12 protein-coding genes are annotated in these 13,401 nt (G+C 71.2%); 2 read left to right on the top strand and 10 right to left on the bottom strand.

Features of this window, described 5'->3' with window-relative positions; genetic code table 11:
- Window positions 1–42: 42 nt before the first annotated feature.
- Both mmuM and CD790_RS06380 read right to left on the bottom strand, forming a co-directional pair.
- On the bottom strand, window positions 43–957 hold the full coding sequence (gene mmuM, locus CD790_RS06385; RefSeq protein ID WP_144382064.1) for a homocysteine S-methyltransferase: 915 nt from the start codon (window positions 955–957) through the stop codon (window positions 43–45).
- A gap of 151 nt (window positions 958–1,108) precedes the next feature.
- On the bottom strand, window positions 1,109–2,032 hold the full coding sequence (locus CD790_RS06380) for an LLM class F420-dependent oxidoreductase (protein WP_144382063.1): 924 nt from the start codon (window positions 2,030–2,032) through the stop codon (window positions 1,109–1,111).
- Between the two features lie 254 nt (window positions 2,033–2,286).
- Between CD790_RS06380 and CD790_RS06375 the strand changes: the two genes are divergently transcribed.
- Entirely contained in the window at window positions 2,287–2,538 is a 252-nt protein-coding gene (locus tag CD790_RS06375; protein ID WP_144382062.1) for a hypothetical protein, read from the top strand.
- Window positions 2,539–2,665: 127 nt separating this feature from the next.
- Here the strand turns inward: CD790_RS06375 and CD790_RS06370 are convergent, their stop codons facing one another.
- The 4 genes from CD790_RS06370 to CD790_RS06355 form a co-directional block, all read right to left on the bottom strand.
- Window positions 2,666–3,151, bottom strand: a complete 486-nt coding sequence (locus CD790_RS06370) for a DUF6099 family protein (protein ID WP_144382061.1) — start codon at window positions 3,149–3,151, stop codon at window positions 2,666–2,668.
- A gap of 132 nt (window positions 3,152–3,283) precedes the next feature.
- On the bottom strand, window positions 3,284–3,622 hold the full coding sequence (locus CD790_RS06365; protein WP_144382692.1) for a nucleotide pyrophosphohydrolase: 339 nt from the start codon (window positions 3,620–3,622) through the stop codon (window positions 3,284–3,286).
- A 251-nt stretch (window positions 3,623–3,873) separates the two neighbouring features.
- Window positions 3,874–4,992, bottom strand: coding sequence for an AAA family ATPase (locus CD790_RS06360; protein ID WP_144382060.1), 1,119 nt, complete (start codon window positions 4,990–4,992; stop codon window positions 3,874–3,876).
- Window positions 4,993–5,091: 99 nt separating this feature from the next.
- Window positions 5,092–5,496: a cell division protein SepF gene (locus tag CD790_RS06355; RefSeq protein WP_144382059.1), complete on the bottom strand. Its 405-nt coding sequence runs from the start codon at window positions 5,494–5,496 to the stop codon at window positions 5,092–5,094.
- 161 nt (window positions 5,497–5,657) lie between these two features.
- Between CD790_RS06355 and CD790_RS06350 the strand changes: the two genes are divergently transcribed.
- The gene (locus CD790_RS06350) at window positions 5,658–6,179 is read left to right on the top strand and encodes a DUF402 domain-containing protein (RefSeq protein ID WP_144382058.1); all 522 of its coding nucleotides are present in this window, start codon (window positions 5,658–5,660) and stop codon (window positions 6,177–6,179) included.
- A gap of 43 nt (window positions 6,180–6,222) precedes the next feature.
- Here CD790_RS06350 and CD790_RS06345 read toward each other — a convergent pair whose 3' ends face one another.
- From CD790_RS06345 to CD790_RS06330, 4 genes are all read right to left on the bottom strand, one after another.
- Window positions 6,223–8,289, bottom strand: a complete 2,067-nt coding sequence (locus CD790_RS06345) for an iron ABC transporter permease (RefSeq protein WP_144382057.1) — start codon at window positions 8,287–8,289, stop codon at window positions 6,223–6,225.
- 4 nt (window positions 8,290–8,293) lie between these two features.
- A complete protein-coding gene (locus tag CD790_RS06340; protein WP_144382056.1) occupies window positions 8,294–9,274 on the bottom strand; it encodes an iron-siderophore ABC transporter substrate-binding protein in 981 nt (326 codons plus the stop codon).
- On the bottom strand, window positions 9,271–10,131 hold the full coding sequence (locus CD790_RS06335; protein WP_144382055.1) for an ABC transporter ATP-binding protein: 861 nt from the start codon (window positions 10,129–10,131) through the stop codon (window positions 9,271–9,273). The genes CD790_RS06340 and CD790_RS06335 overlap by 4 nt, the downstream gene beginning before the upstream one ends.
- Before the next feature lie 654 nt (window positions 10,132–10,785).
- A complete protein-coding gene (locus CD790_RS06330) occupies window positions 10,786–13,386 on the bottom strand; it encodes a DUF262 domain-containing protein (protein ID WP_144382054.1) in 2,601 nt (866 codons plus the stop codon).
- Window positions 13,387–13,401: the final 15 nt, after the last annotated feature.

Raw genomic sequence — 13,401 nt, 5'->3', positions numbered from 1 at the left:
GCGGAAGACGTCGACCTGTCCGGTCTCCAAGGCGGCGAGCTCCTACGCGTCCTCCAAGGCGGCGGCGAGCTCCGCGATGCGGTCCGGCCCGACCCGGCAGCAGCCGCCGATGAGCCGGGCCCCCGCCGCACGCCAGGCCGCGACCCGCTGCGTCCCGAACGTGGCCCGCCCGCACCAGCGGCGCGCCGTCGCGTCCCACTCCTCACCGCTGTTCGGATAGACGACCACCGGCTTGCCGGTGGTCCGGGAGGCGATCGCCACCGCGCGGTCCGCGTCGCCCGGATCGCAGCAGTTGACCCCGACGGCGATCACCTGGTCGTCGCCGGCCGCCAGGGCGAAGGCTTCGGCCAGCGGCTGCCCGGCCCGGGTGGTCTCCCCCGTGATGCTGTACGAGAGCCACACCGGCACCCCGCAGCCGGCCACCGCCCGCAGCAGCGCCTCGGCCTCGTCGACGTCCGGCACCGTCTCCAGGGCCAGCACGTCCGGGCCGCTCGCGGCCAGCGTCTCGATCCGCGGCCGGTGGAACCGCTCCAGCTCCGCCACGCTCAGCCCGTACCGGCCCCGGTACTCGCTGCCGTCGGCCAGCATCGCCCCGTACGGGCCGACCGAGGCGGCCACCCAGACCTCGCGGTCCGCCCCCGCCGCCGCTCGTCGCGCCAGCTCCACGCTGCGCCGCAGCAGGCCCGCCGCCGCCCGGCGGTCCAGCCCCCGACGGGCGAAGCCCTCGAAGGTGGCCTGGTAGCTGGAGGTGATGAGCACCCGTGCGCCCGCGCGTACATACGCGGCGTGCGCCGTCTCGATCTGCTCCGGCTCGTCGGCGAGCAGCCGGGCCGACCAGAGCGCGTCGGACAGGTCGCAGCCCTGGGCCTCCAACTGGTTGGACAGACCGCCGTCGAGGACCAGCGGCCCGCGCTCCAGCGCGAGCGAGAGGGGCGTGGTGGGGACGGAAGCGGACATCGCGGCGTGCTCCTTGCTCCTTGCTTCATCACTCCAACTCCTTGCTTCGTCACTGCTCCCGGCTCGTACGTGCTCCGGGCCCGTCGGTACTCCTTCCTCTCGTACGTGCTCCCGGCTGGTGCGCGCCCGACCGGTGCGGGCCGGCCCAGGGCTAGCCCAACTGGGCCTGCACCTGGGAGGAGATGAGCTCCAGGTGGTCGAGGTCGTGCAGATCCAGGATCTGGAGGTAGATCCTGGAGGAGCCGATCTCGGCGTAGCGGCCGATCTTGTCGACCACCTCGGCCGGGGAGCCGGCCAGCCCGTTGGTCTTCAGCTCGTCGACCTCCCGACCGATCGCCGCCGCCCGCCGGGCGACCTCGGCGTCGTCCTTGCCGACGCAGGCGACGAGGGCGTTGGAGTACACCAGGTCGCTCGCCGCGCGACCGGCGGCCACGGCCGCCTCACGCACCCGGTCGAACTGCCGTCGGCTGTCCTCCAGGTTGCCGAAGGGCATGTTGAACTCGTCGGCGTAGGCGGCGGCGATCCGCGGGGTGCGGGTGGCGCCCATCCCGCCCACGAGCACCGGGACCTTGGACTGCGCCGGCTTGGGCAGCGCGGGCGAGTCGGTGAGCTGGTAGAAGTCCCCGGCGTAGCTGAACTTCTCGCCCACCGGGGTCTGCCACAGCCCGGTGACGATCGCGAGCTGCTCCTCCAGTCGCGCGAGCTTCTCCTTCGGGAACGGGATGCCGTACGCCGTGTGCTCCGCCTCGAACCAGCCCGCGCCCAGCCCGAACTCCACCCGGCCGCCGGACATCTGGTCGACCTGCGCCACCTGGATGGCCAGCACGCCGGGCAGCCGGAAGGTCCCCGCGGTCATCAGGGTGCCCAGCCGGATCCGACGGGTCTCCCGCGCCAGGCCGGCCAGGGTGATCCAGGCGTCCGTCGGCCCGGGCAGCCCGTCCACGTCACCCATGTGCAGGTAGTGATCGGAGCGGAAGAAGGCGTCGAAGCCGAGATCCTCGGTGGCCTTGGCGACGGAGAGCAGGGTGTCGTAGCTCGCCCCCTGCTGGGGCTCGGTGAAGATGCGCAGATCCATGCCCCCATCCTGCACGCTCAGACGTCCGTCAACCTCTCACCCGTCACACCCGTGCCAGCCGTCACGGTCGGGTGAATCTTCCTCCTTTCGCACCGCAGACGTGTCCCGTGCCAGTGACCGGGGATGTCACTGATCGTTGCCCCTGCGGAGCCGGACCCGCCGGCCCGCGCGCCGGCGGCCGCTGCCGGACGCGTCGACCGCAGCACCGTCCCCCGCGTCCTCCGCACGAGAGGGCCAGGGTCGAGGAGGCCGCCATGTCCCACGAAGCAGCTCCCGAGCCGCAGTCCGCCATCCCGGCACCCATCGCCCGGGTGCCCGGCCCGGCCCCCACTCCGGCCGCCGGCTCCGCGCTCACTCCCACCGGCTCCGCGCTCACTCCCAAGGGCCTGATCGAGCAGATGGAGGAGTTGCTGGCCGCGCTCAACGCCGACCTGTCCCGCTTCGACGCCGAACTCCAGTCCTCCGCGGACCGTTCCCCCGCGGACGGCGGCGGCCACTCCGCCTGATTCAACCGACCTCACCGACCGACCTGACCGACGACCTGATCGACCGACCTGCTCGGTCCGACAGATGCAACTGATCTGACGGATCCAACGGCACATGGGCGCGTAGACACGCAGGCACACGCGCCGCTTAGGCGGCGCCGCCGTGTTCCCACACCTCAAGCGGCCGCTCGAGGTGCCGGAGTATGCCGTGCACCCGGTCTCTGGACTCGTCGGCGGCGTCTATCGACTCCACGCACTGCCAGTACAACGCCTCCTCCTCCGTGTTGGAGGCGATGCCGACCAGTGCGATGCCCGCGTCCCCGAGCAACTCGCCCAACGCCAGCAGCACCCTTCTGACATCCCTCACCTCGGTCAGCTGAACGGCCCGCATGCCCCCGTTGCGCACGGCCGGGTGATGCAGGGCGGGGTGGTGCAACGCGCCGCGCGCCCGGCACCCCGCCTCACACAGGCCGCGCGCCTCCGCCCGCGCGGCCGCCGGACCGTTCACCGCGAGGTGCCCGCCGATCGCCTCCGCCAACGCGTGAACCTGCCATGCCTCGGCGACGACGTCCTGCACACTCCCGGCCTGCGCCAGGGCATGCCGAGTGGCCCCTATCAGCCGCATCGCGTCCATGCCCCGAACCCCTCTCCACGGACTGACCACACCCGTTATCCATCCACTACCCAGCGTGATGGTCAACAGCCCGAAAAGCTAGTGGAATTCAGAAATCTGTTGACAGATGTTGCGCTGTGGATAACGTGATCACTACATAGAGTGACGAGGAGAGGGTTCGGACCCGCCGATAGGGAAGCGCTGCTCGTTCCGATCGATCTTCGCGGACAGCGCGGCCAACGGATCGATCTCCAACACATCGCAGAACTGCAGCAGATACGCGAGCACGTCGGCGACCTCGTCCTCCACCCGCGCGGCCGTCTTCCGGTCCGCCATCACCCGCGCCGACTCCTCCGGCGTGAGCCACTGGAAGATCTCCACCAGCTCCGACGCCTCGACGCTCAACGCCGCGGCCAGGTTCTTCGGCGTGTGGTACGGCTGCCAGTCGCGGGCCGCCGCGAAGTCGCCGAGGCGGCGACGGAGGACGGCGATGTCGGGGACAGACTCGGGGGCGGTGGGGGCGGTGGGGGCGGCGGGCGCGGGCGCCGACGTGGGCGTGGAGGCGCCGGAGGTGGAAGCCCTGGAAGAGCAAGCCCCGGAAGCGGAAGCGCCGGAATCGGCCGCGGGGTCGTCGCCCACCTCGCGCGGGTCGTCCACGTCGTTCACATGGTTCGGATCGTCCACGTCGTCCACATGGCTCGGGTCGTCCACGTCGTTCACATGGTTCGGGTCGTTCACGTCGTTCACCCTCCCAGGTGTACCACCGACGCGGGAGCGGCCACGTCCGTTCCCTCACCCACGGCCCCCACCAGCCGGACGTGCCCTCGGGCGCACATCCGGGCGGCCACGTCCAGCAGCTCACGCGCCTGCCGTCGGTCCAGGCAGCGATCCAGTCCGTCGACGAGCACGGTCAGCGCCTGCTGGGCCGGGAGCACGTCGGCCACGGTGTCCACCTCCAGGACGTCGGGGCCGGTGAGAAGGACCAGCGCGAGGGCGATGAAGCGCAGCTCGCCGTCGCCGAGTCGCTCGACCGGCATCGCGCCGAGGGCGCCCTGCTCCAGGACGGCCCGCACCGCCCCGCCGTCGAGCCGCTCGGCCACGAGATCGCCGACCGGCCCACCACAGCCGGCCCGTACCGCCGCGACCAGGGCGGCATGCCGTCGGGCGCACTCGCCACGCGTCCGCAGCAGGACCGCCGCGAGGTTCTCGCAGCCGCCGCGCAGCCGGGCCTCGCCTCGCGGCGCGGGTAACCGCATCAGTTCCGGTCGCGGATCGCAGCTGAAGACCGAGCGCAGCGCGATGACCACCTGCTCCGCCGCCGCCAACGCGAGCAGCTGACCGGAGGTCTTGCCGGCGACGCGCAGCGGAAGCAGCGCGGTGGCCAGCCGGTCGTCGGGCAGCGGGGCGCGGGTGACGGCCACCGAGCCCGCCGTGTGCCAGGCTGCCTGGACCGTACGCCGGCGCGGGTCGCGCAGCGCCGTCTCCAGCAGCGTCTCCCCGCCGCCGGTCATCCGCTCGCCCACCACCCGCAACTCGGGCTCGGCCTGAACGGCGACGTCGAGCCGTACCGGACCGACCGGACCGTCGACCGTACAGCCGATGCGGAAGCCGCGCCGGCCCTGCGCGTCGGGGCGCGCGTGGCGCGGCACGCACCCTTCCGGGTCGCGGAAGACCTCGTCCAGCGGCTCCCCGCCGGCCAGCCGGGACAGCGCGGCGTACGCCTCCAACACCGCGCTCTTGCCACTCCCGCTCGGCCCGGTGAACAGGGTCAGCGGCCCCAGCGGAAAGGCGGCGCGTGAGTGGGTCTTGAACGCCGAGAGCCTGAGCTCGGTCACCACGGGCCGCAGTGTCGGTGTGCTCATATGCGGACGCTATATGACGGGAAATATGCCGAACCGTTCCGGCGTGAAACCCTTCCTACGATTGAGGTACGGGCGGCGACGCCGGGGCAGAGCGGGCGACTACTGGGGCAGGGCGGGCTTCAGCGGGGCCTGGGCCACCTCGGTGCCGGCGGGGGCGAGCAGGAAGATGTTGGTGTCGACGCGGTGCATCCCGCTACCGAGCCCGAAGACGACCCCGCTGCAGAAGTCCAGGATGCGCTTGGCCACGTCGGTGTCGGCCGCGTTCAGGTCCAGCAGGACCGGAATCTGCGCGATGAGGTACTCCGCCACCTCGCGGGCGTCCGAGAAGATCTGGACCCGGAGCACGACCAGCCGCCGCCCGTCGGCGTCGGCGTTCTCGTGCGGTGGCTCCTCTTCGGGAAGCGCCCGGTGGTTGTGCCAGGAGGGCCACTCGTTCCTGCCGCGCAACGGGACGACCTGGGCGAGCCCTTCCCACTGCTCGTCGGCCGCATTGGATATGTGCATCACCCAAGTCTAGGGACAACAGCACGGCGCGGCCGCGGAGCGACACGGCGCCGCGGCTGAGGAAGTCTCAAGAAAAACGATGGACGTCCGGGGGGCGCTCATCGGAGGCTCGGTGTTCGCAAGCGTGCTCCCTTCCATCGAACACCGAGCGAGGTCTACCCATGTCCAGCGCCACCCACACCTCCCACCCGCTGACTCCTGCCGCCGAGATCACCGTGCGGCTCGTCAAGCACCCTCGTCCCGACGTCCGCTACCCCGCCCGGGTCACCGCCGACGACGGCACCCGCATCACCGTCCAAGCCCCCTGGGCCGGCGCCGCCACCCGCGACTTCGGCTTCGTCCGCTTCGAGAGCGGCGACGTCTTCACCGAGCACTACTGGCGCGACCGCTGGTACGCCGTCAAGGAGGTACGCGCCGCCGACGGCACCCTCAAGGGCTGGTACTGCGACGTCACCCGCCCGGCTCGGACGGAGGGCGCCGACACGCTCGTCGTCGAGGACCTCGACCTCGACCTCTGGCGCTCCGCCGACGGCGCCACCATCCTCCGCCTCGACGAGGACGAGTTCCTGGAGAGCGGTCTGACGGAGCGTGACCCGCAGGCGGCGTCACGGGCCCGCGAGGCACTGGACGAGCTGGAGCGACTGGCTCGGGGGGAGGACTTCGCGGGGCTGTTGGGCCTGTAACGCGCCCCCCCACAGCCGCTGCCGCGCTGCTCCGGAGCGTCCGCTACCGCCGACTGCGCACCAGCAGGTAGAGGAAGTACGGCGTGCCGATCACGGCGGTCATCAGGCCGGCGCCGAGCTGGGCCGGGGCGATCACGGTTCGGCCCACCAGGTCGGCGGTGCAGACGAGGGTGGCGCCGAGGAGCACCGCGACCGGAACCACTCGGGCGTGCGGCCGGCCCACCAGGGCCCGGGCGGCGTGCGGGGCCACGAGCCCCACGAAGCCGATCGTGCCCGCGGCGGCCACGGCGGTGCCGCTGAGCAGGACGCTCAGCGCGAGGAAGCCGAGGCGCCCCCGAGCCAGTGGGAGTCCCAGAAGCCTGGGGGTGTCCTCGTCGAGCGAGACCAGGTCGAGTTCGGTGCGCCGCAGGACCGCGACGAGGAGACCCACGGCGAGGACGATCGCGAGCGGCACCACGTCGGGGAAGGTCCGGCCGTAGGTGGATCCTGACAGCCAGGTGAGCGCCTTCGTCGCGTTGAACGGATCGGTGAGGATGATGAGCAGGCTGATCAGGGCGCTCGCCCCGGTGGCCACGCCGAATCCGACGAGGACGAGCCGGTTCTGCTGGAAGCCGCCCCGCGCGGCGAGTCCGAAGACGAGGACGGAACTGGCCGCGGCCCCCGCGAACGCCGCACCGGCCACGCTCCAGGTTCCGGCCACGGGCACCGTCGTCACGAGGAGCACGGCGCCGACCGCGGCGCCGCCGGAGACGCCCAGGACACCGGGCTCGGCGAGGGGGTTGCGGGTCACCGCCTGGACGAGCGTCCCGGCCAGGGCGAGGGCCGCGCCGGCGAGGAGGGCCGCGAGGACCCGGGGCACCCGGGTGTCGAGGACGAAGGTCACGGCCCGCCCTGACCGGCCCTGGGCCCAGTTGACCACGTCGCCCAGCAACAGCTTGCTGTCGCCCATCAGCACGGCGGCGATCGTCACGCCGACGAGCGCCGCCGCCAGGACGGCCGTGGTGGTCAGGAAGACGGCCCGGCTCCTGATGTGGAGCCGGTCGGGGGCGGCGGCGCCGGCACCGTCCCGGACCCGCGTGGCCATCACGATCAGGAAGACGGCGCCGACGAGGCTGGTGACGACGCCGGTCGGCACGGCGACCGCCACGTCCGCCGGCACGAGGGCGCGCAGCAGTACGTCCGAGCCGAGCACCAGCGCCGCGCCGACGAGGCCCGCGACCGGAATGCTCGCACGCGTCCGGGTGAACGCGCGGAACCTGCGGGCGAGGGGGCGGACCAGGGCGGGGGCGCACAGGCCGACGAAGCCGATGGGTCCGGCGAGGGTGACGGCGGCCGTGGAGAGCAGGGCGGCGAGCACGACCACGGTGACCCGGGTGGTGCGGACGGGGACGCCGAGGCCGCGGGCGGCGTCGTCACCGAGAGCCAGGGCGTCGATCCGGCGGGCGACGAGCAGGAATCCGAGAAGGCCGACGGCGCCGAGTGGTGCCATCTGCAGCACGCCGTCGAACCCGGTCTGGGCGATGCTGCCCTGGTTCCACCGGTAGAGGCCCTCCGTCTCCCGGGGGAACAGCAGGAGCAGCCCCTCGGTGACGGCGGTGAGGCCGAGGGTGAGGGCGCTGCCGGCGAGAACCAGCCGGACGGTGCCCGCGCCCAGGCTGGACAGGCCGAGCACGATGCCCGCCGCCGCGAGGCCCCCGACGAACGCGATGCCGGACGAGGCGAGCAGCGGGAGCGAGACGCCGGTGACGGCGGCCACGCCGAGCGCCAGGTAGGAGCCCGCGTTCACGGCGAGGGTGTCGGGCGAGGCGAGGACGTTGCGGCTGACCGCCTGGAGGGCGGCGCCGGCCATCCCGAGCGCGAGCCCGACGAGCAGTCCCGCGGTCATCCTCGGCAGCCGGGAGGCGATGACGACGGAGGCGTCGGCCGGGTCGGCCCGGCCGGTGAGCGCCTTCCAGACCTCCGGGGCGCCGACGGCGGCCGTGCCCTGCGTGATGTCCACGATCGCGAGGGCGGTGACCAGCAGGACCAACGTGGCCGTCACCGCGGCCGCGCCCGTCCGGGACGTGACCGTCGGCGGACGGGTGGTGCGAGCGGATGCGGTGACGGCCATGCTGTTACTTCGTCAGCGCCTCGACGACGGAGTCGATGTACTTCCCCATCGACTCGGGGCCGCCGAACATCCAGATGCCGTCGGGCAGCCGGTGGACGTTGCCCTTCTTCACGAACGGCAGCGACTTCCACACGGAGTCCTTGGCCAGGACGCCGGTGAACGGGGTGCTGTTCTTGTCCCCGTCGTTGCCGATGTAGGCGAACCGCACGTCGCCGAGCTTGGTGAGTCCCTCGACGTCGGTGGTGCCGAGCCCGTAGTTCTTGTCGCCCTTGACCGTCCAGGCGTTCTTCAGGCCGATCTTCTCGTTGACCGCGCCGATGAGCGAGCCGCTGGTGAACGGTCGGATCGAGACCTGCTTGGAGACGACGTAGCCGTCGGCGAAGGCGAACTTCGCGCCGTCGAGATCGGCGTCGGCCAGGGCCTTCTTGCCCTCGGCGACCTTGGCGTCGAACCGCTTCTTGACCTTCTCGGCCTGCTCCGTGGTGCCGGTGGCCTTCGCGATGAGATCGAGGTTCGTGTTCATCCGCCCGATCTGGTCGGAGGCGTCGGCGGCGCGCAGCTCCAGGACCGGGGCGACCTTGCGGAGTTGCTTCACCGCGGCCGGCGGCAGGTCGTTGGTGACGACGACGAGGTCCGGCTTCAGGGAGGCGACGGTGTCCATGCTCGGCTCACCGCGCGTGCCGATGTCCTTCGGCTCGTTCTTGAGGGGGACCGCGGTGCCCCAGGTCTTGTAGCCCTTGACGTCGGCGACGCCGGCGGGGTCGACACCCAGCGAGATGAGGTTCTCGACGACGTTCCACTCGGTCGCGACGACCTTCTTGGCCGGCCCGTCGAGCTCCACCTTGGCGCCGTTGGCGTCCGTGAGCGTGATGCGCTCGCCGCTCTTCTTCGCGTTGTCGTCGGCGGCGGGCTCGGTCGTCCCGCAGGCGGTCAGGGTGAGCGCCGCGGTGGTGGCGACCGCAGCGGTCAGAAGGATGCGTCTCATGAGGGGGTGCTGAGCCTTTCGCTTCGCGTGTGGTGTCGGCCTATCGCGCGGGTGCGCAGCCGGCCCGTCAGGGGATCGGTGTCGACTTCGATGCGGATGCCGTACGTGTCGGTCAGCCGTTGTGCCGTCAGCACGTCCTCGGGGGAGCCGTCGGCGATGACCCGTCCCGCGCTGAGCAGCACGATCCGGTCGGCGATGGCCGCGGCCTGGTCGAGGTCGTGCAGCACGGCGCCGACGGCGATCCCGTGGTCGTCCGCCAGATCACGCATCAGGTCGAGCAGTTCGACCTGGTACCGCAGGTCGAGGTAGGTCGTCGGCTCGTCGAGGAGCAGCACGCCGGTCTCCTGGGCGAGGCAGCCGGCGAGCCATACGCGCTGGAGCTGTCCCCCGGAGAGGTTCTCGGCGCCCCGTTCGGCGAGCTCCGCGACGCCCGTCATGGCGAGCGCGCGGTCCACCGCGACCCGCCCGTCCGGATCCGCCTTGCCCCAGCGGCCCCGGTACGGGTAGCGGCCGAACTCGACGACATCCCGCACGGTCAGCCCGCTGGGCGTGGGGCGCCCCTGTGTCAGCAGGGCCACGCGGCGCGAGAACTCACGAGGCGACAGGGCGAGGCCGTCCGTGTCGCCGTCGATGACGAGCGTGGCGGTCCTGGGTCGCTGCAGACGCGCGATCGTACGCAGGAGAGTCGACTTCCCGCTGCCGTTCGGCCCCACGAGGACGGTCACATCGCCGGGCCGCAGCGTCAACGCGGCGTCGTGCACGACGTCGACGCCCTCGTACGCCACGGTGACTCCCGTGGCCGACAACTGATGGCCGTGGGGACGTCTGTCCGCGGCACCCTCTTCACCTACACGCACGGCGGAAAGGTTAGCCTAACCTCACCGCGCAGCAAAAGAGCTCTCGATCAGTCGACCACAAGGGGAAAACCGGCCAACCTCGCTTCTCGACCCAAGTCTGTGCGGCCCCTGAGCCGGGCCTACATGCTGCCCCTGCTTCACCGGCTCCACGCACTCCACTCGAGGCGTCATGGAAATAGGGTGCTCTACGAGACGACCAAGGAACCCGCGGTCAAATGCACCTCAACGGTGCGAGGAGGGTCTCCGCTTCACACCAGGGAGACCTCCTCACGGTCGCGCCTTCTGCAGCCGTCGCCCCAGCCCGTGGCGGCAGGGCAGCGGGGGGCTCTGCTCCAGCGAAACCCAGTAGGCGCAACCGCGCAGGACGAGGCCTCGTCCGTGCGGATGTACTGCGCCGGATCCACGGGGACGAGGACCAGCACCAGGTAGGCGGGAACCTGGCGCCTGCCGCGCAGGCGCTTGTAGCAAGCTCTCTCCCTACCAGCCCTGCTGGTCGTTGAGCTCCATGCGTCCCCGTGCTCCGGTCGCAGGCCACTCGCCACGAGTCCATGGCCGGAGTGACACCGATCACTGTCCGGGCAGGCTGCCCGGACAGTGATCGTCGGGAAAGGGTGTGATCAGGCCATACATCGGGGATTGAGCCGGTCGTTCGGGTCAGAACACCGCCTGGGCGCCGTCCTCGTCGAACGGGCGGCGGGCCTCCGCCAGCGCCACCTCGTGGACGAACCATTCCAGCACTGCCCGGATGTCGTCACCGTGGCCCGCGAAGACCTCCAGCGGGAACGAGGGGCGGAGGTCCAACTTGGCCTCCGCCAGATTGATCCCGTCGATGGCGTTGAACCGCTCCATCAGCGCCCGGCGCAGCGGCTCATCGTCGAACGGCGGTCGCCGCTTGAGGTACTGGAAGACCACCTCGGCCGTGCCGCTCACGGGATAGATCGCGATCGGCCACAGCGCACGCGAGGCGTTCGGGAGCCCCGCCTCCACCGTCGGGAAGCAGCTGGTCTCGTCGCTCTTGCCGTAGACCTGGTGTCCGCCCTGCTCCTCCCAGAAGCGCAGCACCGCCAAAACGCCGTCGACCACCTCGGGCGTCTGATTGTCCCGCAGCAGGGATTCGAATCGGGAGGCCGCCCCCATCGTGGTCTCGTCGTCGCTGCCGGCGGCCGCCCTCCCGGGCAGGGACTCCTCGGGAACCTCCTTGCCGACCAGCACCGCGAGGTCGGAGGCGGTCAGCCGGTGCGACTTGTGGGCCCGGCCGTTCTCGTCGAAAGGAACCCCCTCAGCCTGGAGGATCTGCTGGGGAGCGCCGGAGTGCCGGTCGTCCGCCCAGCGGAACCCGTCGGCGATCCGGCCGTCAGCGGTCAGCACACGGTAGGCACAGTGAAGGCCGGGCTTGGACGACACATGGCTCCCCACGGCGATGGCGCTGGTGCCGATGACGACGGCCAAGTCTCCATACGAGGTCCAGGTGCCGGCCGGGATAGCGAGCAGGATGTCGCGCAGTTCCCCCCAGCCCGCCCACTCGTCGTCGGCGTGCACGACACCGTCCAGCGGGCCGGGCCACAACTGCACAGCCCGGTTGGCCAGTTCCTCGCCGCGAGCGAGGATCTCCGCGCGGCCCCACCGCTCCTGAGCCGCGATCCACTGGTTCATACGCAGGGCGCTGGCGTCCAGGAGTTCCTGCTTGCGACGGAACGGGTGGTTGGAGAGCTTCGCGTTCTCGCCGGAGAGGGTCAGGTTGCCGAGGGTGTGCACGAGCATGCCGTGGACGTCCTCGGGGCTCTCGCCGTCCTCGGCCTCCTCCGCGAGCAGGTCGAACCACTGCTGGGCTGGGCGCTGCGGAAGTACGTGCTCGACGGTCAGCTTCGCCTTGGTGTAATCGACCGGCTCGCTCGACTCGTAGCTCTCCTCCAGCCTGCGCAGGATCTGGAAGCGCTGGCCGCTGCGGCCAGTCTTGTAAAACGGACGGGTGCGGATCGCCTCGCGGACGGCGTCGTCGCCGGGCCATACCCGCGCGCCCGTGCGGTTGCGGGACAGGAAGCGCCGTACGGCCTCGGCCGGGGAACCGTCCTTGTCGAGCTCCTTGGGGAGTTCCATGAACACGCGATTGCTGCCCGTTGTGGACAAGCCCGCGAAGAGCCGGCGCACCATGTAGCTCTCGGCGTGGGCGAGAGCGGTGGCGGCCTCGACAGCCGTCGCGCTGCCCTCGTCCAGCAAGTCGAGGAGGTGCAGCGCGAGCGGGTAGTGAACCTGGCCGCCCCACCGGGACAGCCGCTCCAGCGCCGTCCGTACCTGCGGATGCGCCTCCCGCTCGGGCTCCACGATCCGCATCAGGCGATCCGCGCGCAGCGCGAAGCGGGAGATCTCGGCCTCCAGTGCCTCCTCGTCGCCGCTCAGCGGTTCGAGGCGCCTCTTCTGATCCCGGTAGATCTCGCTCTGACGTGCGCGGCTGTTGCCTCCGACGACCAGGTCGAGCCAGACGAGCAGTTCGAGGTTGACCGGGCCCAGCAGTTCCTGCATGGGCAGCCACCGCTTGCGGTAGACGTCCTCCCCCCGGGTGGGCAGGCACATGAAGAGGTAGTTGCGCAGCAGGTCGCTCTGGCTGAGCCCGACACCCGTGTTGTTGATCGATTCGAAGATCCGGTAGACGTTGTCCCCCTCGGCCGCCGTGATCGCCACGATGGAGAGGCAGTCGCCCAGCACGGACTCGACCTCGTCCGCCCATGCCTCGCCACCGCTGTCCGCGCCGTCGGCGATGGCTGCCACGAAGAAGCGGTAGGCGGCTCCCACGTTTCCGGCGCCACCGGCCTTTGGAAGGCTGTCCACACAGGCGATGTACGCCTCGCGGTCAGCCTGTGTCGGGAGCAGGCGATAGCCGTCCAGTCCGTCCTGGTAGGTGTTGACCAGGAGGAGGTCGTTGATCCGAGCGGCCCTCTTGTCGGCGCCGCGCTCGCGGTGGTGGTCGCGCAGGGCGGTGAAAGTGAGCATCAGGGTCGTCATCCGCTGCTGGCCGTCCACGACGAGCCAGCGCTGCATTCCGCCCGCAGCGATCCGCTCGGGGGCCAGGACCACCGACCCCAGGAAGTGCCCGGTGGCGGCCCGGCCTTCCAGCCGGTCTTCGACAAGCTCCAGCACGTCGTCCCACAGCTGTTGCAGTTCCTCCCTCTGCCAGCTGTAGGTGCGCTGGTAGAGGGGGACTTGGAACTGCTTCTCCCCCTGGACGAGTTTGCTGAACGTGGTCTCCTGAGCGTGCACGCTGTACCCTCCCCA

Source organism: Streptomyces sp. SAJ15 (assembly GCF_007595705.1).
GTDB lineage: Bacteria > Actinomycetota > Actinomycetes > Streptomycetales > Streptomycetaceae > Streptomyces.
This window is presented reverse-complemented; position numbering and strand designations above follow the sequence as displayed.